The sequence below is a fragment of the Pseudomonas sp. MWU13-3659 genome (assembly GCF_023757525.1).
GTDB lineage: Bacteria > Pseudomonadota > Gammaproteobacteria > Pseudomonadales > Pseudomonadaceae > Aquipseudomonas > Aquipseudomonas entomophila_E.
In genome coordinates this window covers 38,042-60,372 of the sequence record NZ_JAMSHW010000005.1, presented here as the reverse complement: position 1 = coordinate 60,372, position 22,331 = coordinate 38,042, and the positions used below count along the sequence as shown (strand labels likewise).

The 22,331-nt window shown below is 65.0% G+C and carries 22 protein-coding genes and 1 other RNA gene; 13 read left to right on the top strand and 10 right to left on the bottom strand.

Annotated elements, in window-relative coordinates; all coding sequences use genetic code 11:
* Window positions 1-154 precede the first annotated feature (154 nt).
* Window positions 155-1,657 carry an exopolyphosphatase gene (gene ppx / locus NGM28_RS08640; RefSeq protein ID WP_252089923.1) on the bottom strand — a complete coding sequence of 501 codons (1,503 nt, stop codon included), beginning with the start codon at window positions 1,655-1,657 and terminating at the stop codon, window positions 155-157.
* A 245-nt stretch (window positions 1,658-1,902) separates the two neighbouring features.
* Here ppx and trxA point away from each other — a divergent pair, with 245 nt between their 5' ends.
* The 5 genes from trxA to NGM28_RS08615 all read left to right on the top strand — a co-directional run bounded on the left by trxA (window position 1,903) and on the right by NGM28_RS08615 (window position 7,441).
* The gene (trxA, locus tag NGM28_RS08635; protein ID WP_011536309.1) at window positions 1,903-2,229 is read left to right on the top strand and encodes a thioredoxin TrxA; all 327 of its coding nucleotides are present in this window, start codon (window positions 1,903-1,905) and stop codon (window positions 2,227-2,229) included.
* A gap of 310 nt (window positions 2,230-2,539) precedes the next feature.
* Window positions 2,540-3,799: a transcription termination factor Rho gene (rho, locus tag NGM28_RS08630; protein ID WP_011536308.1), complete on the top strand. Its 1,260-nt coding sequence runs from the start codon at window positions 2,540-2,542 to the stop codon at window positions 3,797-3,799.
* Window positions 3,800-4,010: 211 nt separating this feature from the next.
* Window positions 4,011-5,477 carry a 4-hydroxy-3-polyprenylbenzoate decarboxylase gene (gene ubiD / locus NGM28_RS08625; protein WP_252089773.1) on the top strand — a complete coding sequence of 489 codons (1,467 nt, stop codon included), beginning with the start codon at window positions 4,011-4,013 and terminating at the stop codon, window positions 5,475-5,477.
* A complete protein-coding gene (locus tag NGM28_RS08620) occupies window positions 5,477-6,445 on the top strand; it encodes a CDP-6-deoxy-delta-3,4-glucoseen reductase (protein WP_240065453.1) in 969 nt (322 codons plus the stop codon). The genes ubiD and NGM28_RS08620 overlap by 1 nt, the downstream gene beginning before the upstream one ends.
* Before the next feature lie 345 nt (window positions 6,446-6,790).
* Window positions 6,791-7,441: a gamma-glutamylcyclotransferase gene (locus NGM28_RS08615; RefSeq protein WP_240065454.1), complete on the top strand. Its 651-nt coding sequence runs from the start codon at window positions 6,791-6,793 to the stop codon at window positions 7,439-7,441.
* A gap of 56 nt (window positions 7,442-7,497) precedes the next feature.
* Here NGM28_RS08615 and NGM28_RS08610 read toward each other — a convergent pair whose 3' ends face one another.
* Window positions 7,498-8,475, bottom strand: a complete 978-nt coding sequence (locus tag NGM28_RS08610; RefSeq protein ID WP_240065455.1) for an NADPH:quinone oxidoreductase family protein — start codon at window positions 8,473-8,475, stop codon at window positions 7,498-7,500.
* A 157-nt stretch (window positions 8,476-8,632) separates the two neighbouring features.
* Between NGM28_RS08610 and NGM28_RS08605 the strand changes: the two genes are divergently transcribed.
* Entirely contained in the window at window positions 8,633-9,037 is a 405-nt protein-coding gene (locus NGM28_RS08605) for a flagellar basal body-associated protein FliL (RefSeq protein ID WP_213658824.1), read from the top strand.
* Here NGM28_RS08605 and NGM28_RS08600 read toward each other — a convergent pair whose 3' ends face one another.
* The 4 genes from NGM28_RS08600 to NGM28_RS08585 form a co-directional block, all read right to left on the bottom strand.
* The gene (locus tag NGM28_RS08600) at window positions 9,038-10,147 is read right to left on the bottom strand and encodes an ABC transporter permease (RefSeq protein ID WP_240065456.1); all 1,110 of its coding nucleotides are present in this window, start codon (window positions 10,145-10,147) and stop codon (window positions 9,038-9,040) included.
* A 1-nt stretch (window position 10,148) separates the two neighbouring features.
* A complete protein-coding gene (gene rbbA / locus NGM28_RS08595) occupies window positions 10,149-12,872 on the bottom strand; it encodes a ribosome-associated ATPase/putative transporter RbbA (protein ID WP_252089771.1) in 2,724 nt (907 codons plus the stop codon).
* Window positions 12,869-13,828, bottom strand: a complete 960-nt coding sequence (locus NGM28_RS08590) for an HlyD family secretion protein (RefSeq protein WP_252089769.1) — start codon at window positions 13,826-13,828, stop codon at window positions 12,869-12,871. Before NGM28_RS08590 ends, rbbA begins: the two co-directional genes overlap by 4 nt.
* A gap of 94 nt (window positions 13,829-13,922) precedes the next feature.
* Entirely contained in the window at window positions 13,923-14,372 is a 450-nt protein-coding gene (locus NGM28_RS08585) for an EVE domain-containing protein (protein WP_240065459.1), read from the bottom strand.
* 176 nt (window positions 14,373-14,548) lie between these two features.
* Here NGM28_RS08585 and NGM28_RS08580 point away from each other — a divergent pair, with 176 nt between their 5' ends.
* A complete protein-coding gene (locus NGM28_RS08580; protein ID WP_011536298.1) occupies window positions 14,549-14,704 on the top strand; it encodes a hypothetical protein in 156 nt (51 codons plus the stop codon).
* 19 nt (window positions 14,705-14,723) lie between these two features.
* Here the strand turns inward: NGM28_RS08580 and NGM28_RS08575 are convergent, their stop codons facing one another.
* The 4 genes from NGM28_RS08575 to NGM28_RS08560 form a co-directional block, all read right to left on the bottom strand.
* On the bottom strand, window positions 14,724-15,332 hold the full coding sequence (locus tag NGM28_RS08575) for a 5-formyltetrahydrofolate cyclo-ligase (RefSeq protein WP_252089767.1): 609 nt from the start codon (window positions 15,330-15,332) through the stop codon (window positions 14,724-14,726).
* 71 nt (window positions 15,333-15,403) lie between these two features.
* Window positions 15,404-15,583, bottom strand: a non-coding RNA gene (ssrS, locus tag NGM28_RS08570) — 6S RNA.
* Window positions 15,584-15,600: 17 nt separating this feature from the next.
* Entirely contained in the window at window positions 15,601-15,918 is a 318-nt protein-coding gene (locus NGM28_RS08565) for a cell division protein ZapA (RefSeq protein ID WP_240065461.1), read from the bottom strand.
* Window positions 15,915-16,124 carry a TIGR02449 family protein gene (locus NGM28_RS08560; RefSeq protein ID WP_011536295.1) on the bottom strand — a complete coding sequence of 70 codons (210 nt, stop codon included), beginning with the start codon at window positions 16,122-16,124 and terminating at the stop codon, window positions 15,915-15,917. Before NGM28_RS08560 ends, NGM28_RS08565 begins: the two co-directional genes overlap by 4 nt.
* 146 nt (window positions 16,125-16,270) lie before the next feature.
* Between NGM28_RS08560 and NGM28_RS08555 the strand changes: the two genes are divergently transcribed.
* The 6 genes from NGM28_RS08555 (at window position 16,271) to NGM28_RS08530 (ending at window position 22,286) form a co-directional block, all read left to right on the top strand.
* Complete coding sequence (locus NGM28_RS08555; protein ID WP_240065462.1) at window positions 16,271-16,825, top strand: YecA/YgfB family protein; 555 nt, start codon at window positions 16,271-16,273, stop codon at window positions 16,823-16,825.
* Window positions 16,826-16,847: 22 nt separating this feature from the next.
* Window positions 16,848-18,182 carry a Xaa-Pro aminopeptidase gene (pepP, locus tag NGM28_RS08550; protein ID WP_240065463.1) on the top strand — a complete coding sequence of 445 codons (1,335 nt, stop codon included), beginning with the start codon at window positions 16,848-16,850 and terminating at the stop codon, window positions 18,180-18,182.
* Window positions 18,179-19,378 carry a 2-octaprenyl-6-methoxyphenyl hydroxylase gene (gene ubiH / locus NGM28_RS08545; protein ID WP_240065464.1) on the top strand — a complete coding sequence of 400 codons (1,200 nt, stop codon included), beginning with the start codon at window positions 18,179-18,181 and terminating at the stop codon, window positions 19,376-19,378. Before pepP ends, ubiH begins: the two co-directional genes overlap by 4 nt.
* Window positions 19,375-19,857: a DUF4442 domain-containing protein gene (locus NGM28_RS08540; RefSeq protein ID WP_252089765.1), complete on the top strand. Its 483-nt coding sequence runs from the start codon at window positions 19,375-19,377 to the stop codon at window positions 19,855-19,857. The genes ubiH and NGM28_RS08540 overlap by 4 nt, the downstream gene beginning before the upstream one ends.
* 9 nt (window positions 19,858-19,866) lie before the next feature.
* The gene (locus tag NGM28_RS08535; RefSeq protein ID WP_252089921.1) at window positions 19,867-21,084 is read left to right on the top strand and encodes a 2-octaprenyl-3-methyl-6-methoxy-1,4-benzoquinol hydroxylase; all 1,218 of its coding nucleotides are present in this window, start codon (window positions 19,867-19,869) and stop codon (window positions 21,082-21,084) included.
* Between the two features lie 200 nt (window positions 21,085-21,284).
* Window positions 21,285-22,286: an extracellular solute-binding protein gene (locus NGM28_RS08530; protein ID WP_240065466.1), complete on the top strand. Its 1,002-nt coding sequence runs from the start codon at window positions 21,285-21,287 to the stop codon at window positions 22,284-22,286.
* The last annotated feature ends 45 nt before the right edge of the window (window positions 22,287-22,331 follow it).

Sequence of the window (22,331 nt, the reverse complement as noted above, 5' to 3'; positions counted from 1 at the left end):
GTAGGAGCGGCTTCAGCCGCGATCACCGGCATGGCCGGTGCCAGGCACCGCGTCGCCTGATTCGCGGCTGAAGCCGCTCCTACAGGGATTGCAACCTGTGTAGGAGCCGGCCTTGCCGGCGAACACCGGCGCAGCCGGTGCCAGGCGCCTCACATTACCTGACGCTAAGCACGAAATTGACCCGCGCCAGCCACTCCGCCTCGTTGGCGAAGTCGGCCTGGGTCAGCTGGTTCTGCTCCAGCCAGCCATCGGGGAAAGCCACGTCGAGGCTGTCTTCGCCAGCCTGCAACACCACCTTGGGCATCTGCTGGGTACCCCGGATGTGGTGGAACAGGATGGCGAAGCGCAGCAGCACGCACAGGCGCAGCAGCTTGATGCCTTCGTCACCCAGCTCGGCGAACTTGTCCTTGGGGATGTTGCGGCGGTGGCCGCGCACCAGCAGCGCCATCATCTGCTGGTCCTCGCGGGAGAAGCCTGACAGGTCGGAGTGCTCGATCAGGTAGGCACCGTGCTTGTGGTAGTGGTAATGGGCGATATCCAGCCCTATTTCGTGGATTTTCGCCGCCCAGCCCAGCAGATCGCGCCAGTTTCCATTCTCCAGGTCCCACGCCCTGGCCACTTGGTCGAACGCATGCAGCGCCTTGCGCTCCACGCGTGCGGCCTGGCCCTGGTCGACGTGGTAACGCTCCATCAACGAGTTCAGGGTGCGTTCGCGCACGTCTTCGTGGTGATGGCGGCCCAGCAGGTCGAACAGCACGCCTTCGCGCAGGGCGCCGTCGCAATGGTCCATGCGGGCCAGTTCCAGGGCATCGAAGATCGCTTCCAGGATCGCCAGGCCGGCCGGGAAGATCGCCCGGCGATCCGGCTTGACCCCGTCGAAGTCGATCTTGTCGGTTTCACCCAGCTTGAACAGCTTGCGCTTGACCCAGGCCAGGCCCTCGGCGTTGACCTCGCCATTGCCCAGGCCACCGGCCTTGATTGCCGCGCCAATGGCGCGAATGGTGCCCGAGGAGCCGATGGCTTCGTCCCAGGTCAGGCGGTGCAGGGCGTTCTCGATGCTCATCAGCTCCAGGCGCGCGGCGGTGTAGGCCTGGGCGTAGCGTGCGGGAGTGACCTTGCCGTCGCGGAAGTAGCGCTGGGTGAAGCTCACGCAGCCCATCTGCAGGCTTTCGCGCAGCAGCGGCTCGAAGCGCTGGCCGATGATGAACTCGGTGCTGCCGCCGCCGATGTCGGCAACCAGGCGCTTGCCGGGGTTGTCGGCCAGGGTGTGGGAGACGCCGAGGTAGATCAGGCGTGCCTCTTCACGGCCGGAGATGACCTCGACCGGGTGGCCGAGGATAGCTTCGGCGCGCTGGATGAATTCGTTACGGTTGCGCGCTTCGCGCAGGGCGTTGGTGCCGACGATGCGCACCGAGCCGGCAGGCATGCCGTTGATCAGTTGGGCGAAGCGCTTGAGGCATTCCAGGCCCCGCTGCATGGCCTCCTCGCTGAGCCTGCGCTCCTCGTCGATACCGGCGGCGAGCTGAACCTTTTCTCCAAGCCTCTCTAGAATGCGGATTTCCGTGTGATGGGCCTTGGCCACGACCATGTGGAAGCTGTTGGAGCCCAGGTCGATGGCGGCGATCAGAGACAGGTTCTTCGCGGTGGTTTGCGGCATGGTCTGGAGGTTCTCGGTCGTTAACCCGGCAATCGTGCCACGATCGTGGCCATCCGCCAACGCGCGGCGCTGCAAGGCTTGATGCATGGCAAGGTCATGGCAATGTTATGGCAGCGACATGACCGTTTCGATTCGTGGGGTCTTGCACAACTATAGTTACACTCAATCGTCCGTGGCTTCCTGTCGCGCCAGGGTGCCGCTATGATGGGCAACGTTTTTTATTGCTTACGACCTTGGAGATTTCCATGAGCGACAAAATCAAACACGTCACCGACGCCAGCTTCGAAGCCGACGTACTCAAGGCCGAAGGCGCGGTGCTGGTCGACTACTGGGCTGAATGGTGCGGCCCATGCAAGATGATCGCTCCGGTACTGGACGCCATCGCCGAAGACTACGCAGGCAAACTGGTCGTCGCCAAGCTGAACATCGACGAAAACCAGGAAACCCCGGCCAAGCACGGCGTGCGCGGCATCCCGACCCTGATGCTGTTCAAGAACGGCAACGTCGAGGCCACCAAGGTCGGCGCCCTGTCGAAATCGCAGCTGCAGGCGTTCATCGACGCCAACCTGTGATGTGAAAAAGCCCCGCAAATGCGGGGCTTTTCTTTGCCTGCCGTGGGAAATATCGGTGCAAGCGGGCTCGCCCCACGTTATCGCCCCTCCTGGTAAAAACCTGTCGATATGTGTGGCTAAAACCACTAGACGTCGAAAAAATCAAGTGTTACATTCGGCCTCGCACTGACCCTTTCAGTGCCCTCTGCACGCCGTCGCCGAAGCATCCCTAATTCGAATCAGTACGCGATCTTGTCGCCATCTAGCGGCGCGGCCTCATTAAGCCAAATGCTTACTCTCTCCCTTCTTACATGATTACGTCACTCCCCTTATGAACCTGACAGAACTCAAGCAAAAGCCGATTACCGATCTTTTGGAAATGGCCGAACAGATGGGCATCGAAAACATGGCCCGTTCGCGCAAACAGGACGTGATTTTCGCCCTGCTGAAAAAGCATGCGAAAAGCGGCGAAGAGATCTCGGGTGACGGCGTGCTGGAGATTCTCCAGGATGGTTTCGGTTTCCTGCGTTCGGCGGATGCCTCCTACCTGGCCGGCCCTGACGACATCTACGTGTCGCCCAGCCAGATCCGCCGCTTCAACCTGCGCACCGGCGACACCATCGTCGGCAAGATCCGTCCACCGAAGGAAGGTGAGCGTTACTTCGCCCTGCTCAAAGTCGACACCATCAACTTCGACCGCCCGGAAAACGCGAAGAACAAGATCCTGTTCGAAAACCTGACGCCGCTGTTCCCCAACAAGCGCCTGAAGATGGAAGCCGGCAACGGTTCCACCGAAGACCTCACCGGTCGCGTCATCGACCTGTGCGCCCCGATCGGCAAAGGCCAGCGTGGCCTGATCGTCGCTCCGCCGAAAGCCGGTAAGACGATCATGCTGCAGAACATCGCGGCGAACATCACCCGCAACAACCCCGAGTGCCACCTGATCGTCCTGCTGATCGACGAGCGCCCGGAAGAAGTGACCGAGATGCAGCGCACCGTGCGCGGCGAAGTGGTCGCCTCCACCTTCGACGAGCCGCCGACCCGCCACGTGCAGGTCGCCGAAATGGTCATCGAAAAGGCCAAGCGCCTGGTCGAGCACAAGAAGGACGTGGTCATCCTGCTCGATTCGATCACCCGTCTGGCCCGTGCCTACAACACCGTGATCCCGAGCTCCGGCAAGGTACTGACCGGTGGTGTCGACGCCCACGCCCTGGAGAAGCCAAAGCGTTTCTTCGGCGCCGCGCGTAACATCGAGGAAGGCGGTTCGCTGACCATCATCGCCACCGCGCTGGTCGAGACCGGCTCGAAGATGGACGAAGTGATCTACGAAGAGTTCAAGGGTACCGGCAACATGGAGCTGCCCCTGGACCGTCGCATCGCTGAAAAGCGTGTGTTCCCGGCCATCAACATCAACAAGTCCGGTACCCGCCGCGAAGAGCTGCTGACCGCCGACGACGAACTGCAGCGCATGTGGATCCTGCGCAAGCTGCTGCACCCGATGGACGAGATCGCCGCCATCGAGTTCCTGGTCGACAAGCTCAAGCAGACCAAGACCAACGACGAGTTCTTCCTGTCGATGAAGCGCAAGTAAGCTTATAGACCAGGCTGTAACTGGGGCTGCTTTGCAGCCCATCGCGGCTGAAGGCCGCTCCTACACGGGTTCTGCTTACGCCGACCCCTGTAGGAGCGGCCTTCAGCCGCGATGGGGCGCGAAGCGGCCCCGTTTCATTTTGCCCCCAAACAAGGCGTGAACGGCGCTACACTCTGCACCCCGACCGATACGGCCAACACGAGGCTCATGCATGCAGTATCGCGATTTGCGCGACTTCATCCGTGGCCTGGAACAGCGCGGTGAACTCAAGCGCATCCAGGTTCCCATCTCCCCCGTCCTGGAAATGACCGAAGTCTGCGACCGCACCCTGCGCGCCAAGGGCCCGGCGTTGCTGTTCGAAAAGCCCACCGGCTTCGACATCCCGGTGCTGGGCAACCTGTTCGGCACCCCCGAGCGTGTGGCCATGGGCATGGGCGCCGAATCGACCGAGGAGCTGCGTGAAATCGGCAAGCTGCTGGCGTTCCTCAAGGAGCCCGAGCCGCCGAAAGGCCTGAAGGACGCCTGGTCGAAACTGCCGATCTTCAAGAAAGTCGTGTCGATGGCGCCGAAAGTGGTCAAGGACGCGGTGTGCCAGGAGATCGTGGTCGAGGGCAACGATGTCGACCTGTCGCAACTGCCGATCCAGCATTGCTGGCCGGGCGACGTGGCACCGCTGATCACCTGGGGCCTGACCGTGACCCGTGGCCCGAACAAGGACCGCCAGAACCTGGGCATCTACCGCCAGCAGGTGATCGGCCGCAACAAGGTCATCATGCGCTGGCTGAGCCACCGCGGTGGTGCCCTGGACTATCGCGAGTGGTGCCAGAAGCATCCTGGCCAACCCTTCCCGGTGGCCGTGGCCTTGGGTGCGGACCCAGCGACTATCCTGGGTGCGGTGACTCCAGTGCCGGACACGCTCTCCGAATACGCCTTCGCCGGTCTCCTGCGTGGCAACCGCACCGAACTGGTCAAATGCCGTGGCAACGACCTGCAGGTGCCGGCCACCGCTGAGATCATCCTCGAAGGCGTGATCCACCCGGGTGAAATGGCTCCGGAAGGCCCGTACGGCGATCACACCGGCTACTACAACGAGGTGGACAGCTTCCCGGTGTTCACCGTCGAGCGCATCACCCACCGGCAGAAGCCGATCTACCACAGCACCTACACCGGCCGTCCGCCGGATGAGCCGGCGATCCTCGGCGTGGCGCTGAACGAAGTGTTCGTGCCTATCCTGCAGAAACAGTTCCCCGAGATCGTCGACTTCTACCTGCCCCCGGAAGGCTGTTCGTACCGCATGGCGGTGGTGACCATGAAAAAGCAGTATCCAGGCCACGCCAAGCGCGTGATGCTGGGTGTGTGGTCGTTCCTGCGACAGTTCATGTACACCAAGTTCGTTATTGTCACCGACGACGATATCAACGCCCGCGACTGGAACGATGTGATCTGGGCCATCACCACGCGCATGGACCCCAAGCGTGATACGGTGTTGATCGACAACACGCCCATCGATTACCTCGACTTCGCGTCGCCGGTGTCGGGGCTGGGGTCGAAGATGGGCCTGGACGCCACCCACAAGTGGCCGGGCGAAACTACACGCGAATGGGGCCGGGTCATCGTCAAGGACGAGGCCGTCACCCGCCGTATCGATGAGCTGTGGGATCAGTTGGGAATAGATTGATGCAGGTGACCTTGCAGCCTTCCGGGGCGGTACTGGCGGTGGAACCCGGGGAAAGGATTCTGGACGCGGCGCGGCGGCTGGGTTACGACTGCCCGAGCAGTTGCCGTAATGGCAACTGCCATGTCTGTGCCGCGTTGCTGGTGGAAGGGCGTGTGCGCCAGGAGGGCGTGGTCCGTGATCACGGCGAGCTGTTCACTTGCATCGCCGAGCCTCTGGAGGATTGCGTGGTGCTCTGGGATGGTGTGCTGGCCCTGGGCGAACTACCGGTGCGCAAGCTGGCCTGCACCGTGAGCGAGTGCGTCGAGGTGGGTGGCGACGTCTGGCGCGTGCGCCTGCGTGCTCCGGCCGGCAAGCCACCGCGTTATCACGCCGGGCAGTACCTGATGATCGAGCGCGAGGGCGCCGACAAGGCCGCATTCTCCCTGGCCTCGGCACCCCATGGTGGCCGTGACCTGGAGCTGCATGTGCTGGCGCGTGAGAGCAGCGCCGTGCAACTGGTCGCGCAATTGCAGCGCAATGGCATCGCGCGTATCGAGCTGCCGTTCGGCGACGCCCACCTGGCCGAGCTGCCGGATGGCCCGCTGGTGCTGATTGCCGCAGGCACCGGCATGGGCCAGATGCACAGCCTGGTCGAGCATTGTCGCGCCAAGGGCTTCAAGCACCCCGTGCACTTGTACTGGGGCGTGCGCCGGCCCGAGGACTTCTACGAGATCGAGCACTGGGACGAGTGGCAGCGCCTGCCCAACCTGTTCCTGCACAAGGTTGTCAGCGACCTGTGCGGTTGGGAGGGGCGTTGTGGCCTGCTGCACGAAGCCGTGTGCGAAGACATCGGCGACCTGAACCAGGTCCATGTCTATGCCAGCGGCTCGCCGAACATGGTCTATGCCACTCTCGACGCGTTGGTCGAGGCCGGCATGGACGCCCACCGCATGCGCGCCGACGTGTTCGCCTACGCACCGCGCGGTTGATCGAGAAACGGCACACTGCAAGGGTGTGCTGTTTTTAATAACCAACTTTTTTCGGTCGATTATATGGCGGGAATTATTGCCGATACGGTTAATAACTGTCGCTATACTCGAAATATTAGTTTCCGTTCGGCGGGCGACTGAATGAAACTTTGAATTCGGGCTTGAGCCGAACCTGCGTTCTGCCTTACGTTAGGCGTCAGGGCCTTCGCGGCTAAAGCCGCTCCTACAGAGGCTTGCGCAATTCCTGTAGGAGCGGCTTCAGCCGCGAATACGTCCGTACAGGCACTGTAAGTATCACAGTAGAACCGGCACTCTGGCAGTTCACAGGAATTATGGCGGCAGTTTATGTCGGCACTTGAAAGTTCATCCTGGCAGGTCGCATATCCCCCCTCGCTCGACTTCGGGCAACAGTTGACCCGCGAGCAATTACAACAGTCGATGAGTGTGACCCTGTCACAGCACATGGGCGGCCCGGTGTGGTTGTTCGCCTATGGCTCATTGATCTGGCGCCCTGAATGCCATTCGGTGGAACGCCAGCGGGCGCGGGTGCATGGTTATCACCGTGGGCTCTACCTCTGGTCCCACGAGCATCGCGGCACTCCGGAATGCCCTGGGTTGGTGTTCGGCCTGGATCGTGGCGGCTCTTGCAGCGGTTTCGCCTACCGGCTGGACGACAGCAACCTGGAAGACTCGCTGATGGCCCTGTGGCAACGCGAGATGCCCTATCCGGCCTATCGGCCGCATTGGCTGAGCTGCCGCTTGAGTGATGGCAGCAAGGTGCAGGCGCTGGGCTTCGTGCTGGAGCGGCACTTGCCCTGTTACGCCGGGAATCTGCCGGACACCTTGCTGAGCCAGATCCTGGCCAGTGCCAAGGGCCGCTACGGCACGACACGGGAATATGTGGAGCAGACCCTCAACGCCCTGCGCAGCCACCAGATGCCGGATCGCAACCTGGAGGCGCGGTTCAGGCGTTGCCACAACCTGCGTGAGCTCTGAGAAGGATTACCGGCAAGCACGACTCGCTGTAGGAGCCGGCTTGCCGGCGAACCCCTCTACCTGGCCACCACGACTAGCTTGCCCACCGCCTGGCGCTGCACGAGCCGCTCGATCGCCGCGCCCCCCTCGGCCAACGGATAGGTTTGCGACACCAACGGCTTCAACTTGCCCTCGGCATGCCAGGCGAACAGCTGGCGGAAGTTCTTCGCATTGTCCTCCGGCTGACGCTGGGCGAACGCGCCCCAGAACACCCCGAGCACCGCCGCGCCCTTGAGCAGCGCCAGGTTCACCGGCAACTGCGGGATCGTGCCGCTGGCAAAACCCACCACCAGCAGCCGCCCGTTCCACGCCAGCCCGCGCACGGCCTGGTCGAACAGCTCGCCACCGACCGGGTCGTAGACCACATCCACGCCCTGGCCGCCGGTCAGGCGCTTGATCTCATCCTTCAGGCTGGCCTGGCTGTAGTCGATCAGTTCATCGGCCCCGGCAGCCTTGGCCACCGCGAGCTTCTCGGCGCTGCTGGCCGCGGCGATCACCCGTGCGCCGAGGGCCTTGCCGATTTCCACCGCCGCCAGCCCCACGCCACCCGAGGCGCCGAGCACCAGCAAGGTCTCGCCGGCCTTGAGCTGGCCGCGCTGGGTCAGCGCGTGCATCGACGTGCCGTAGGTCATGCCGAAGGCGGCGGCGGTGGTGAAGTCCATGCCGGCCGGAATCGGCAGCACGTTGTAGAACGGTACCGCCACCTGCTCGGCGAAGGCGCCCCAGCCGGTCAGGGCCATGACCCGGTCGCCCACCTTGAATGCACCGGCCTTTTCACCGACCGCCGTCACCACGCCGGCCGCCTCGCCACCGGGCGAGAACGGCAGCGGCGGCTGGAACTGGTACTTGCCCTCGATGATCAGGGTGTCGGGGAAGTTGACCCCCGCGGCATGCACGTCGAGGAGAATCTCGTTCTTCTTCGGCGTGGGGCTGGCAACCTCTTCCAGGACCAGGTCCCGCGCTGGGCCCAGGGCTTTGCACAACAAGGCTTTCATCAGGGCTATTCCTTTGCGTGTGGTGGCCGATAAGTGTAGGAGGGCCGTGACTGCGGTCAACGAGCATGGCCCGCCCTGATGAGCCGGCATAAGCCCGGGCTTGGGTTTGGCGGGCGCGCTGGGTAAGCTGGCGCCAACTGTATTGAGGAGCGAATTCGTGAAAGCGTGGATCTTGATGGTGCTGGCCCTGATGCTGCCAGCGGCGGCAATGGCCGAGGAAGCCAAGGAAGGGGAGCCGAAGGTGTCCTACATCACCCTGAGCCCGCCCTTTGTCGGCAACTACGCGCTCGATGGTGGCCCGAAACTGCGGGTGTACAAGGCCGACGTGGCCCTGCGCGTCACCGGCGATACCGCCGCCGCAGCGGTCAAGCACCACGAGCCGCTGATCCGCAATCAGTTGGTGGCGCTGTTCACCCAGCAGGGCGTGGACAACATGAGCAACGTCGAAGCCAAGGAAAAACTGCGTCAGGAAGCCCTGAAGCAGGTGCAGCAGGTGATGGAGTCCGAAGAGGGCAAGCCGATCGTCGAGGACCTGCTGTTCAACAACCTGATCGTGCAGTGATCAGGCGGCGAGGCTGCGGCGAAAGCGCAGCAGTGCCACGCTGAAGAACACCAGGCCGATCACGGCCAGGGCCAGCACGTCTGGCCACACCACGCTCAGCCCGGCGTCGCGGAACAGGATCGCCGCGCCCAGGCTGACGAAGTGGGTCGAGGGCGAGCCCTGCATGACCCACTGCAGCCATTGCGGCATGCTGTCCAGCGGTGTGCTGCCGCCCGAGAGCAGCAGCATCGGTATGATCACCGGGATCGCCAGCAGGCCGAACTGCGGCGTCGAACGCGCCAAGGTGGCGAGGAAGATCCCCAATGCCGTGCTGGCGAACAGGTACAACGCGGTCACCCCCAGGAACAGCCCCAGCGAACCCGCCAGCGGCACGCCCAGCGCGCCCTTGACCACCACCTCCAGCGAAACCCAGGTGCACAGCACCACCACCAGGGCGTTGCTGCCAATCTTCGCCAACATGATTTCCAGCGCCGTCAGCGGCAGCACCAGCAAGTGATCAAGGGTGCCATGCTCGCGCTCGCGTAGCAGCGCGGTGCCGGTGAGCACGATGGCGAGGATGGTGATGTTGTTGACGATCTGGATCACCGCCAGGAACCAGCCACCCTCCAGGTTGGGGTTGAACAGCGCCTTGGGGTTGATCAGCGCGGGGCTGGTGGCGCTGCGGTCGGCGTATTCGAGCAGTTCGCGTTCGAAGATCCGGCCGATGTAGCCGGCGCCCATGAACGCCTGGCTCATGGCCGTGGCATCGACGTTGACCTGCAGCTCCGGCGAGCGCCCGGCCAGCAGGTCACTCTGGAAGTTCACCGGTACGTTGATGATGAAGGTGTACTGGCCGCTGTCCATGGCCTGGTCCAGGCGGTCGGCTGGCAGGGCCACGGCAGGCTGGAACTCGGGTGGCTGCAGCGACTCGGCGAGCTTGCGCGACAGCGCGCTGCGGTCTTCGTCGACCACCGCCACGCTGGCGTTGTGCACGCCGATCACCGAGCCGGCGGCAGGCATGTAGATCGCCACGCTGAAGGCGTATAGCAGGAACAGCAGCAACACGCTGTCATGGCGCAGGCTGGTCAGTTCCTTCAGGCCCAGGCGCAAGGTATGCGCGAGTCGGCTCATCTCAGGCCTCCTGCTTTTTCAGCATGGCCAGGCTAAGCCCGGTGAAGGCGGCGAAGAAGCCCAGCAGGACCAGGCACTGTGGCCACAGCTCGCGCAGGCCCAGGGCCTTGGTGAAGGTGCCGACGGCAATGTCGAGGAAGTAGCCGGCCGGGAACAGCTGGCCCATGAGCGCCGCCGAGCCGTCCAGCGACGAGCGCGGCACGATCAGCCCGGAGAACTGGATGGTCGGCAGGCTGGTGATGATCATGGTGCCGAGGATCGCCGCGATCTGCGTGCGGGTGAAGGCCGAGATCAACAGCCCCAGGCTGGTGGTCGCCAGCAGGTAGGCCAGGCCGCCGCAGGCCAGGGCCAGTGGGCTGCCCTTGAGCGGCACGCCGAACAGCCAGCGGTTCATCGCCACCAGCAGCGCCAGGTTGACCAGGCTCACCGCCAGGTAGGGCGCCTGCTTGCCGAGCAGGAACTCCAGGCGGGTGAGCGGGGTGGCGTAGAAGTTGGTGATCGAGCCCAGTTCCTTTTCCCGCACGATCCCCAGCGCGGTGAGCATGGCCGGGATGAACGCCAGGATCAGCGCCATCACCCCGGGGCCGATGGCGTTCACGCTGACCACGTCCTGGTTGTAGCGAAAGCGCGTCTCCAGGCGCACGGGCTGTTGGCGCGACACCGGGTGCGGGCCGAGGGCGGCGAGCTGTTCGAGGTTGGCCTGGTGCACGGCCTCGACATAGTTGCGGCTGGTCTCGGCGCGGAACGGCATGCCGCCGTCTAGCCAGGCCGCCACCACCGGCTGACGCCCGGCGTGCAGGTCGCGGCCGAAGCCTGGCGGGATCTCCAGGGCCAGCTTGATTTCCGAGCGTTGCAGGCGCTGGTGCAGCTGGCGGGCGTCGCGGATCGGCGCTTGTTCGGCGAAGTAGCGTGACCCGCGAAAGGCCTCGAGGTAGGCGCGGCTTTGCGGGCTCTGGTCCTGGTCGTAGACGGCGAAGGCCAGGTTTTCCACGTCCAGCGAAATGCCATAGCCAAAGATCACCATCATGAACAGTGCACCGAGCAGGGCAAAGGCCAGGCGCACCTTGTCACGCAGCAGTTCCTTGCCCTCGCGGCTGGCCACCGCCAGCAGGCGGCGCAGGCTGAACGCTTGGCGCAGCGGCGGTGGCGGCGTGCCGGCCTGTTCCAGCGTTGTATCGGCCTGGGCCTGGGTTGGCGTGTCCTGGGCCTGTTCGAGGCAGCGCACGAAGGCGTCTTCCAGGGTGTCGCCGCCGAACTGCCGTTGCAGCGCCTGCGGGGTGTCGCAGGCCAGCACCCGACCGGCGTGCATCAGCGAAATGCGGTCACAGCGCAGGGCTTCGTTCATGAAGTGGGTGGAGAGGAAGATGGTCACGCCCTGCTCGCGGGACAGCTCCACCAGCAAGCGCCAGAAGCCGTCGCGGGCGGCCGGATCGACGCCGGAGGTTGGTTCGTCGAGGATCAGCACTTCCGGGCGGTGCAGTACCGCCACAGCCAGCGACAGGCGCTGGCGCAAGCCCAGGGGCAGGGCACCGGAAGGTTGGTCGGCGATGGCGCCGAGGTCGAAACGTTCGATCAGCTCGTTGATGCGTGGGGTGCTTTCGGCCTTGGGCAGGTCGAACAGGCGCGCGTGCAACTCGAGGTTCTGTCGGGTACTCAGCTCGCCATACAGGGAAAAGCTCTGGGACATGAACCCCACCCGCTTGCGCGTGGCCAGGTCGCCGGCGTCCACCGGGCGCCCGAGCAGGCTGGCGCTGCCCTCACTGGCCGGCATCAGGCCGGTGAGTACTTTCATGGTGGTGGTCTTGCCGCAGCCGTTGGAACCGAGGAAGCCGAAGATCTCGCCACGGCCGATGGCGAAGCTGACCTTGTTCACGGCGGTGAAGTCGCCGAAGCGCAAGGTCAGGTCGTGGGCTTCGATGGCGATCGGGCCGTCGTCGGTCTCGCGGGGTGGAATGTGCAGGGGGGCGGGCTGTTCGCGGCCGGCACCCTGGAAGCGAGTGAAGGCATCGTCAAGCTTGCCACTCGCGGTGACGGCAGCCAGTTCCTGGCTGGGGCCGGCCGCCAGCAGGCGCCCGCCGTCGAGCATCAGGCAGTGCTCGAACTGCTCGGCCTCTTCCATGTAGGCGGTGGCCACCAGCAGGGTCAGTTGAGGGCGCTGGGCACGGACCTGCTCCACCAGTTCCCAGAAGCGCCGCCGCGACAACGGGTCGACGCCCGTGGTCGGCTCGTCGAGGATCAGCAGGTCCGGTTCGTGGATCAACGCGCAACACAAACCGAGCTTCTGTTTCATGCCACCGGACAACTTGCCCGCCGGGCGCTCGGCGAAGCGTTCCAGGTCGGTGGCGCGCAGCAGGCTGGCCATGCGCTGGCGGCATTCGGTGCGGCCCAGGCCAAACAGGGTGGCGAAGAACTGGATGTTCTCGCGGATCGACAGCTCCGGGTACAGGTTGTTGCCCAGGCCCTGGGGCATGAACGCGACCCTGGGGTACAGCGTGGTGCGGTGGCGGCGCTGGCGAATCGGGCCGCCAAGCACCTGCAGCTCACCCTGTTGCAGGCGCTTGACCCCGGCGATCAGCCCGAGCAGTGTCGACTTGCCGGCGCCATCCGGGCCGATCAGGCCGCAGCGGGTGCCGGCCGGCAGGCTGAAGGCCACGTCCCGTAGGGCCTGCAGGTCGCCGTAGCGGTGGCTGATGCCCTCGGCCAGCAGGGCTGGGGCGGCGTTCATTGCAGGTTGGCCGGCCAACCCACGTCGGCGGTGCGCACGTAGCCGGCGCCGGGCATGCCGGGCTTGGCCTGGGGCACGGCGCTGGGTTCATTCAGGCGCAGCTTCACCCGGAACACCAGCTTCTGCCGTTCGTCGCGGGTCTCCACCTGTTTCGGGGTGAACTGCGCCTTCGCCGCGACGAACGCCACCTTGGCCGGCAAGGCCTTCTCAGGCAGGGCGTCGAGGACGATCCGTGCCTGATCGCCAACCGTCAGCCGCCCGGTGGTAGCGGCGGGCAGGTAGAGATTCATGTACTGGTCGCTGGGGTCGATCAGCATCAACACCCGGCCACCGGCGCCGAGCACTTCGCCGGGCTCGGCCAGGCGCAGTTGGATGATGCCGTCGATGGGCGCGCGCAGGCTGCTGTCGTCGATCTCGCTGGTGAGCTGCGCCACCTGGGCCTCGGCGGCGCCGATGGCGGCCTTGATCGCCGCCAGTTGCGCCCGGGCGGCGACCACGGCGGCGTTGGCGGTGTCGTAGCGGGCTTGTTGCTGGTCGAGCAACTGTTGGCTGGCGAATTTACGCTGGAAGATCTCGCGCACCCGCTTGAGCTCCTGGCTGGCCAATAGCAGCTCGCTTTGACGCAGTTGCACGCTGGCCTGGGCGGCGGCGTAGTTTTCGTTGGCGCGCAGCACTTCGGCCTCGGCCTGGGTACGCTGGGCTTCCATCGTGCGGGTGTCGATGCGCGCCAGCAGTTGGCCACGGCTGACCTTGTCGCCTTCGTCCACCAGCACCTCGGCCAGGCGGCCGGGAACCTTGCTGGCGATCTGCACTTCGGTGGATTCGAGGCGGCCGTTGCCCATGCTCAGGCCTTCGGGCAGGCGGTCGTGGAGGGATTTCCAGTAACCCAGCCCACCCGCCGCCAGCAGCAGGGTGATCAGGGCGCCAGCGAAGAGTCTGGGGGCGATTCGGTTCATCGGTCTGCATCCTGCGGCTTGCACGCCTCAATCCTGGCGCGGCGCACTTCCTGGCGCGTTGATATTGGTCAAACCCCTGACGATAGACGGGTATTCAGCTCAGCGCGAGGATCGCCGCCCATTGTTCGGGTGTCACTGGCATCACCGACAGGCGGGTACCCTTCTGCACCAGGGGCAATGCCTCCAGCGCGGCCTGCTGCTTGAGCAGGCCCAGGCCGAGCACCTGGCGGAATGTCTGCACATGGGCCACGTCCACCGCGCTCCACGGGTTTTTCTCGGTGCTGGCCTTGGCGTCGAAGTAGTGGCTTTCAGGGTCCAGCGCCGTGGGGTCCGGATAGGCGGCGGCGGTGATCCGGGCGACGCCGGCGACGCCTGGTTGCGGGCAACTGGAGTGGTAGAACAGGAACTCGTCGCCTACGCTCATGGCCCGCAGAAAATTGCGCGCCTGGTAGTTGCGCACACCGTCCCAACGAGCCTCGCCCAGGCGTGCCAAGGCTTCGATCGACAGCTCGTCGGGCTCGGATTTCATCAGCCAATAGGCCATGGATGCTGCTCCTGAAAGGGTTTGAAATAAATCGTTGCATGAAACCGACAGTCGGTTGGCGTCAACGTTTGCGTGTCGACTCACGTTGTCGGAAAATGCGCCGATTTTAAAGCTAGACGCTCCGGCAGCCATCAAGAAAGCCGCCGAGCATGGACTATTGCCTAGGGGGGCAATCGATGAAACAACGTAAACCGGACCTGCTCTGGATCCTGGCCTTCATCTTCGGTCTGGGTGTGGTCACCACCGGTTACGCTCAGGGTTTGTGGGAGCGAAAGCTGGACGCCGCCTATCAACAGGCCCCGGTCGACCCCGCCCAACAGCAGCACCGCTGATCCCCCTTTTCGCGCCTGTTCACTTCGGCGCCAGGTACCTGCCACGGTCCGAGACCGTCCCGCGCAAGGGTACATCCCAGCTCGCCTGAGCCAGCCGCTCCACTTTCTGGCATTCATGCGCCAGCCCCAGCAGCACTGGCTTCTTCCAGGCCTTGCGCCGCGCCTGATAGGCCAGGCTGCGGTCGTAGAACCCGCCCCCCATGCCCAGGCGACCGCCCACTTCATCGAACCCGACCAGCGGCAGCAGGACAAGATCCAGCGCCCAGACCGGTCGTTGACGCTTGCGCTCGATCACCGGCTCAGCGATGCGGAAGCGGTTGGGGCGCAGTTTCTCGCCCGGCTCGAAGCGCTGGAACACCATGCGGGTACGCGGCCAGGCGTGCAGCACGGGCAGGTACACGTGCTTGCCGCGTTTGTGGGCTTCGCGCAGCAGCAGGCGTGGGTCGATTTCGCCGTCGTTGGGTAGATACAGGGCGATATGTCGGGCGCGGCGGAACAGCGGGTCCTGCGCCAACTGGCGGTACAGGCCGAGTGCGGCCTGGCGTTGCTGGGCGGGTGTCAGTGCGCGGCGGGCGTTGCGTAGCAGGCGGCGCAGTTGGGGGCGGGTGAGCGGCGCGATGTCGGTCATGGCACGGGCGATCCCCAATGAGGCTGGCGGCCAAAACGAAATGCCCGCCAGGAAGGCGGGCAATAGAATTCAGGCTCCCCGACAAGACCGCTATCGGTGTAGCCCTTGAACCCGAAAGTTCAAGGTGGAGATTGCAGGGGGCGTTAAGGCTTTCCGTCGGGCGGACATGCACACCGGCCCCAGCGTGCAACCCCCGTGGTTGTGCGTATCGGCTCAGGGACATAACCGACTGGCGCATCCCCCAGGGAGTGGCGCCAGTATACCAATCTCAATCGTTTTTGCTAACCGGATCGTCGGCCAGTGCCTGATCGACCCGTTCCAGCAGGTCGCGCACCTGCTCGCGAGTGGTGCCGCCGCTGGCGGTTTCCGGGCGTTCCTGGCGGTGCAGCAGTTCGTGGGTGATGTTCAGCGCGGCCATCACGGCGATGCGGTCGGCGCCGATCACCTTGCCGCTGCTGCGGATCTCGCGCATCTTGCCGTCCAGATAACGCGCGGCACCGACCAGGTTGTTGCGCTCCTCGGGCGGGCAGATGATCGAGTATTCCTTGTCGAGGATCTGCACGGTGACGCTATTGCTTGAACTCATGAGTCTTGCTCCAGGGCCTTGAGGCGCAAGATCATCGACTCGATCTTGCGTTTGGCGATCTCGTTCTTTTCGATGAGGTGGGCGCGCTCCTCGCGCCAGGATCGTTCCTGAGCTAGTAGGAGTGCATTTTGCCGTTTTAGTTGCTCGACGCGCTCGATCAGCAGCTCGAACCGGCTCATCAGCGCTTGCAGGTCGTTCTCTTGCATGGGTTGCACTCGATTCCTTGACTCACCTGGCGATCATGCCTGCCCCAGGGGCGAGACGGCCAGTGCCGATGGTCTTGGCGCGCCTGCCGGTGCTAGGATACAAGGTCTCCATTCTAGTCATTGCGCCGTCTGGCGCCTAGCTGCCCATGCCCAATACCCAATCGCCCTACATCGCCTTCGCCATGTTGCTCTCGAGCAATGGCCACCCTGTCACTCCCGCCGAGCTGCATGGCCTGCTGATCGGCCGCAGCTGCGCCGGCGCCGGCTTCGATGCCGACGCCTGGCTGGCCGATGCGGCCCAGCTGCTCGAGACCGAGCCCGGCGACACCGTGCGCAACGCCCTGGTCGGCCTGCAAGAGATGGTCAAGGCCGAACTGACCGGCGAGGACGTCGCCATCGTCCTGCTGCTGCCGTCCGACGATGCCGCGCTGGCCGACCGCGCCGCCGCGCTGGGCCAATGGTGCCAGGGCTTCATTGCCGGTTTCGGCTTGAACGCTGGCGGCAAGGACTTGTCCACCGACGCGAAGGAAGTGCTCCAGGACCTGGTGGCCATCTCGCAGGTCCAGGAAGCGCTGGAAGAGTCCGAGGACGGCGAAAACGACTACATGGAAGTCATGGAATACCTGCGCGTCGCGCCGCTGCTGCTGTACACGGAGTTGGCCGCACCTGCCGCGCCCGCGCCCAAGCCATCGCTGCATTGATCTGAACCGGGGTCGTTTGCCCATGAGCCACATACCCAAGGCGGAGTACGCCCGTCGGCGCAAGGCGCTGATGGCGCAGATGGTCCCCAACAGCATCGCCATCCTGCCGGCCGCCGCGGTTGCCATCCGCAACCGCGACGTCGAGCACGTCTATCGCCAGGACAGCGACTTCCAGTACCTCAGCGGCTTCCCCGAGCCCGAGGCGGTGATTGCGCTGATCCCCGGCCGCGAGCACGGCGAGTACGTGCTGTTCTGCCGTGAGCGCAACCCTGAGCGTGAGCAGTGGGACGGCCTGCGTGCTGGCCAGGAAGGCGCGATGCGCGACTTCGGCGCCGACGACGCCTTCCCCATCACCGACATCGACGAGATCCTGCCCGGCCTGATCGAAGGGCGCGAACGGGTCTACAGCGCCATGGGCAGCAATGCCGAGTTCGACCGGCGGCTGATGGACTGGATCAACGTGATCCGTTCGAAGGCCCGCCTGGGTGCCCAGCCGCCGAACGAGTTCGTTGCCCTGGATCATCTGCTGCACGACATGCGCCTGTATAAATCGGCGGCGGAAGTGAAGGTGATGCGCGAGGCCGCGGCAATCTCCGCCCGCGCCCACGTCCGGGCCATGCAGGCGTGCCGTGCGGGGTTGCACGAGTACAGCCTGGAAGCCGAGCTCGACTACGAGTTCCGCAAGGGCGGGGCGAAGATGCCGGCGTACGGCTCTATCGTCGCGGCCGGGCGCAACAGCTGCATCCTGCATTACCAGCAGAACGATGCGCCGCTCAGGGACGGTGACCTGGTATTGATCGACGCCGGCTGCGAGATCGACTGCTACGCCAGCGACATCACTCGCACCTTCCCGGTCAGCGGGCGCTTCTCGCCGGAGCAGAAGGCTATCTACGAACTGGTGCTCAAGGCCCAGGAAGCGGCGTTCGAAGTGATCGCCCCAGGCAAGCACTGGAACCACGCCCACGAGGCGACCGTGCGGGTGATCACCGAAGGCCTGGTGGAGTTGGGCCTGCTCAAGGGCGAGGTGCAGGCGCTGATCGACAGCGAAGCCCATCGCGCCTTCTACATGCACCGCGCCGGGCACTGGCTGGGCATGGATGTGCACGACGTGGGCGAATACAAGGTCGGCGGCCAATGGCGGGTGCTCGAACCGGGCATGGCGCTGACCGTCGAACCCGGCATCTACATTGCCGCCGACAACCAGAACGTCGCGAAGAAATGGCGCGGCATCGGCGTAAGGATCGAGGACGACGTGGTAGTCACCAGGCAAGGTTGTGAAATCCTCACTTCAGGCGTACCCAAGACCGTCGCCGACATCGAGGCGTTGATGCTCGGTGCCCGCGAGGACGCCGCATGAATCGGGTCAATCTGGCGATCATCGGTGGCGGGCTGGTCGGCGCCAGCCTGGCGTTGACCCTGCAGGCCGCGGCCAAGGCGCGTGGCTGGAAGATCCTGCTGATCGAACCGTTCGCTCCGGGCGACAGCTTCCAGCCCAGCTACGACGCGCGCTCTTCGGCGCTGTCCTACGGCACCCGGCAGATCTATGAGCAACTGGGGTTGTGGCAGACCATCAGCCGTCGTGCCGAACCGATCCTGCAGATCCAGGTCTCCGACCGCGGCCGCTTTGGCGCCACGCGCCTGGATGCCGGCGAGGAGGGCGTGCCAGCGCTCGGCTATGTGGTGGAGAACGCCTGGCTTGGCCAGTGCCTGTGGCAGGCCATCGACAGCGAGGTGGTCAGCTGGCGCTGCCCGGCCGAAGTGAAGGCCATGCAGGCCATCGCCGGTGGCTATCGCTTGCAGCTGGATGACGACACCTCGCTTGAGTGCGACCTGGCGGTGCTGGCCGACGGTGGTCGCTCGGGCCTGCGCGAGCAGTTGGGCATTCATGTGCGCCGCACGCCCTATGACCAGAGCGCGCTGATCGCCAACATCACCCCGGGCGAAGCCCACGGCGGCCAGGCCTTCGAACGCTTCACCGAGCAGGGCCCGATGGCTTTGCTGCCACTTTCCGAGAACCGCTGCGCGCTGGTCTGGACCCGCCAGGGGATGGACGCCAGGCGCCTGGCCGAGCTCGACGAGCGCAGTTTCCTGCGCGAGCTGCAGGACGCCTTCGGCTATCGCCTGGGCGCGCTGCGTCAGGTGGGCGCCCGTCATCTGTATCCGCTGGCGCTGGTCGAGGCCGAGGAGCAGGTGCGCCCACACCTGGTGGTGCTGGGCAACGCCGCCCACAGCCTGCACCCGATCGCCGGCCAGGGTTTCAACCTGTCGCTGCGCGATGTGCAGTCGCTGGCCGATGCGTTGCTGGCCGGCCCGCAGCAACCCGGTGACCTGGCCACGCTGCAGGTCTACCAGCAGCGCCAGCGCCTCGACCAGGCGATGACCATTGGCTTCTCCGACCAGGTCACCCGCCTGTTTGGCAGCAACCAGCCTTTGATGGCGGCTGGGCGCAATATCGGTTTGCTCGGCCTTGACCTGCTGCCCCCGGCGAAAAGCTGGTTCGCCCGCCAGGCCATGGGCCTGGGCACGCGCCCCGACCCGCGAGGCCAGGCATGAGCGACTCCCGCAAGCTCGCGCGCCGAGCCCGCATGCTGCGTTGGCTGTTGAATCTCTACCCGCCTTACCTCGGCGCCGGCATCCACATCGAGGAGATCAGCCCGGACATGCGCCGCGTCAAGGTGCGCATGAAGCTGACGCGGTGGAATCGCAACTATGTCGGCACCCAGTTCGGCGGCAGCCTGTATTCGATGGTCGACCCGTTCTACATGCTGCTGCTGATCGAGCAGCTGGGGCGCGAGTACATCGTCTGGGACAAGGCCGCCAGCATCGATTTCATCTCGCCGGGCAAGGGCCCGGTGTATGCCGAACTGCACGTCGATGACGCGCTGCTGGACGACATCCGCCAGCAGACCGCCAGCGGCAAGAAATACCTGCCCCGGTTGCAGGTGGAGATCCGCGACGGTGCCGGCGAACTGGTGGCGCGGGTCGACAAAACCCTATATGTGCGGCTCAAGCCGCAAGCGAGGCAGGCGTAAGGCATGGAAATGCGCGCGGATCTGTTGATTGTCGGTGCCGGTATGGTCGGCAGCGCCCTGGCCCTGGCCTTGCGCCACAGCGGCCTGGAAGTCCTTCTGCTCGACGGCGGCCCGCTGTCGGTCAAGCCCTTCGATAGCGACGCGGCGTTCGAACCGCGGGTCAGCGCGTTGTCGGCGGCCAGCCAGCGCATCCTCGAACGTGTCGGTGCCTGGGAGGGCATCGCCCGGCGGCGCGTCTCGCCGTATTCGCACATGCGTGTCTGGGATGGCAGCGGCACCGGCGAGATCCACTTCTCGGCGGCCAGCGTGCATGCCCAGGTGCTGGGCCATATCGTCGAGAATCGCGTGGTCCAGGACGGCCTGCTGGAGCGCCTGCACGACAGCGATGTCGGGCTGCTGCCCAATGCCCGCCTCGAGCAGCTGCGCCGCTCCGGTGACGAATGGCTGCTGACCCTGGCCGATGGCCGTCAGCTGCGTTCGCCGCTGGTGATCGCTGCCGACGGCGCCAACTCGGCGGTGCGACGCCTGGCAGGCTGCGAGACCCGTGAGTGGGATTACCTGCACCACGCCATCGTCACCAGCGTGCGTTGCAGCGCAGCCCACCGGGTCACGGCCTGGCAGCGCTTCACTGACGAGGGCCCGCTGGCCTTCCTGCCGCTTGACCGCGACGGCCGGCAGGATTGGTGCTCGATCGTCTGGTCGACCACGCCGGAGCAGGCCGAGCAGGCCATGGCGATGGACGACGAGGCGTTCTGCAAGGCGCTGGAGCGCGCCTTCGAGGGCCGTCTGGGCGAGGTGTTGCAGGCCGACCCGCGGGTCTGCGTGCCGCTGCGCCAGCGCCACGCCAAGCGGTATGTGGAGGAAGGGCTGGCGCTGATCGGCGACGCGGCCCACACCATCCACCCGCTGGCGGGGCAGGGGGTCAACCTGGGCTTCCTCGATGCCGCGGTGCTGGCCGAGGAACTGGTGCGAGCCTGCGAGCGCGGCGAGCGCCTGGCCGATGTGAAGGTGTTGAGCCGCTTCGAGCGGCGGCGGATGCCGCATAACCTGGCGCTGATGGCGGCGATGGAAGGTTTCGAGCGGTTGTTCCAGGCCAACCCGCTGCCGCTGCGCTGGTTGCGCAACAGCGGGCTGAAGCTGGTGGAGCAGATGCCCGAGGCCAAGGCGTTGTTCGTGCGCCAGGCGTTGGGGTTGTCCGGGGATTTGCCGGAGTTGGCCAAGGCTTGAGATGGCCGGGGCCGCGTTGCGGCCCTTTCGCGGCACAAGGCCGCTCCTACAGGTTTTGCGCAATCCCTGTAGGAGCGGCCTGGTGCCGCGAAAGGACTGCGTAGCAGTCCCCAGCAACATCTGGTAACGGCTCGGCAGATGAGCCGTAAAATGGGAACCACTACCATTTGCACCTCTCAACTCAGCGAGGAGTGCTCCGAATGTTATCCCGCAAGCCCCTACTGGCCGCCCTGGCCCTCACGTTGTTCGGTGGCACCGCCCAGGCGGCGGACGAAGTGGTGGTGTACTCCTCGCGCATCGACGAACTGATCAAGCCGGTATTCGACGCCTACACCGCCAAGACCGGAGTGAAGATCAAGTTCATCACCGACAAGGAAGCCCCGCTGATGCAGCGCATCAAGGCCGAGGGCGAGAATGGCGTGGCCGACCTGCTGCTCACCGTCGATGCCGGCAACCTTTGGCAGGCCGAGCAGATGGGCATCCTGCAGCCGATCAAGTCGGCCATCATCGACCAGAACATTCCTGCGCAGTACCGCGCCTCGTCCCACGACTGGACCGGCCTGAGCCTGCGCGCGCGGACCATCGTCTACTCCACCGAGCGGGTCAAACCGTCCGAGCTGAGCACCTATGAGGCCCTGGCCGACAAGAACTGGGAAGGCCGCCTGTGCTTGCGTACGGCGAAGAAGGTCTACAACCAGTCGCTGACCGCCACCCTGATCGAGAACCACGGCGAGGCCGCGACCGAGAAGCTGGTGAAGGGCTGGGTCAACAACCTCTCTACCGACGTATTCTCCGATGACACCGCCTTGCTTCAGGCCATCGCCGCCGGCCAGTGCGACGTGGGCATCGTCAACACCTATTATTACGGCCGCCTGCACAAGGAGAAGCCGAACCTGCCGGTGAAGCTGTTCTGGCCCAACCAAAGCGACCGTGGCGTGCACGTCAACCTGTCGGGTATTGGCCTGACCAAGCACGCGCCACACCCGGAAGCGGCGAAGAAGCTGGTCGAGTGGATGACCGGCGAAGAAGCGCAGAAGCTGTTTGCCGACATCAACCAGGAGTTCCCCGCCAACCCGAAGGTCAAGCCTTCCGAGGAAGTGGCGGCGTGGGGTAGCTTCAAGGCCGACAGTATTCCGGTCGAGGTGGCCGGCAAGCGCCAGGCCGAGGCCATTCGCTTGATGGACCGGGCTGGCTGGAACTGAGTTTCACGGCTTATCCTTTCGGGCCCTCAAGGGCCCCTTCGCGGC

Coding starts and splice junctions, on each gene's coding strand:
- NGM28_RS08615 (WP_240065454.1), top strand. CDS start 6,791: ATGTCGGCACTTGAAAGTTCATCCTGGCAGGTCGCATATCCCCCCTCG.
- trxA (WP_011536309.1), top strand. CDS start 1,903: ATGAGCGACAAAATCAAACACGTCACCGACGCCAGCTTCGAAGCCGAC.
- ubiD (WP_252089773.1), top strand. CDS start 4,011: ATGCAGTATCGCGATTTGCGCGACTTCATCCGTGGCCTGGAACAGCGC.
- ubiH (WP_240065464.1), top strand. CDS start 18,179: ATGAATCGGGTCAATCTGGCGATCATCGGTGGCGGGCTGGTCGGCGCC.
- NGM28_RS08535 (WP_252089921.1), top strand. CDS start 19,867: ATGCGCGCGGATCTGTTGATTGTCGGTGCCGGTATGGTCGGCAGCGCC.
- NGM28_RS08540 (WP_252089765.1), top strand. CDS start 19,375: ATGAGCGACTCCCGCAAGCTCGCGCGCCGAGCCCGCATGCTGCGTTGG.
- NGM28_RS08565 (WP_240065461.1), bottom strand. CDS start 15,918: ATGAGTTCAAGCAATAGCGTCACCGTGCAGATCCTCGACAAGGAATAC.
- rho (WP_011536308.1), top strand. CDS start 2,540: ATGAACCTGACAGAACTCAAGCAAAAGCCGATTACCGATCTTTTGGAA.
- NGM28_RS08575 (WP_252089767.1), bottom strand. CDS start 15,332: ATGACCGACATCGCGCCGCTCACCCGCCCCCAACTGCGCCGCCTGCTA.
- NGM28_RS08530 (WP_240065466.1), top strand. CDS start 21,285: ATGTTATCCCGCAAGCCCCTACTGGCCGCCCTGGCCCTCACGTTGTTC.
- NGM28_RS08560 (WP_011536295.1), bottom strand. CDS start 16,124: ATGCAAGAGAACGACCTGCAAGCGCTGATGAGCCGGTTCGAGCTGCTG.
- NGM28_RS08620 (WP_240065453.1), top strand. CDS start 5,477: ATGCAGGTGACCTTGCAGCCTTCCGGGGCGGTACTGGCGGTGGAACCC.
- NGM28_RS08590 (WP_252089769.1), bottom strand. CDS start 13,828: ATGAACCGAATCGCCCCCAGACTCTTCGCTGGCGCCCTGATCACCCTG.
- pepP (WP_240065463.1), top strand. CDS start 16,848: ATGAGCCACATACCCAAGGCGGAGTACGCCCGTCGGCGCAAGGCGCTG.
- ppx (WP_252089923.1), bottom strand. CDS start 1,657: ATGCCGCAAACCACCGCGAAGAACCTGTCTCTGATCGCCGCCATCGAC.
- NGM28_RS08585 (WP_240065459.1), bottom strand. CDS start 14,372: ATGGCCTATTGGCTGATGAAATCCGAGCCCGACGAGCTGTCGATCGAA.
- NGM28_RS08610 (WP_240065455.1), bottom strand. CDS start 8,475: ATGAAAGCCTTGTTGTGCAAAGCCCTGGGCCCAGCGCGGGACCTGGTC.
- NGM28_RS08555 (WP_240065462.1), top strand. CDS start 16,271: ATGCCCAATACCCAATCGCCCTACATCGCCTTCGCCATGTTGCTCTCG.
- rbbA (WP_252089771.1), bottom strand. CDS start 12,872: ATGAACGCCGCCCCAGCCCTGCTGGCCGAGGGCATCAGCCACCGCTAC.
- NGM28_RS08600 (WP_240065456.1), bottom strand. CDS start 10,147: ATGAGCCGACTCGCGCATACCTTGCGCCTGGGCCTGAAGGAACTGACC.
- NGM28_RS08580 (WP_011536298.1), top strand. CDS start 14,549: ATGAAACAACGTAAACCGGACCTGCTCTGGATCCTGGCCTTCATCTTC.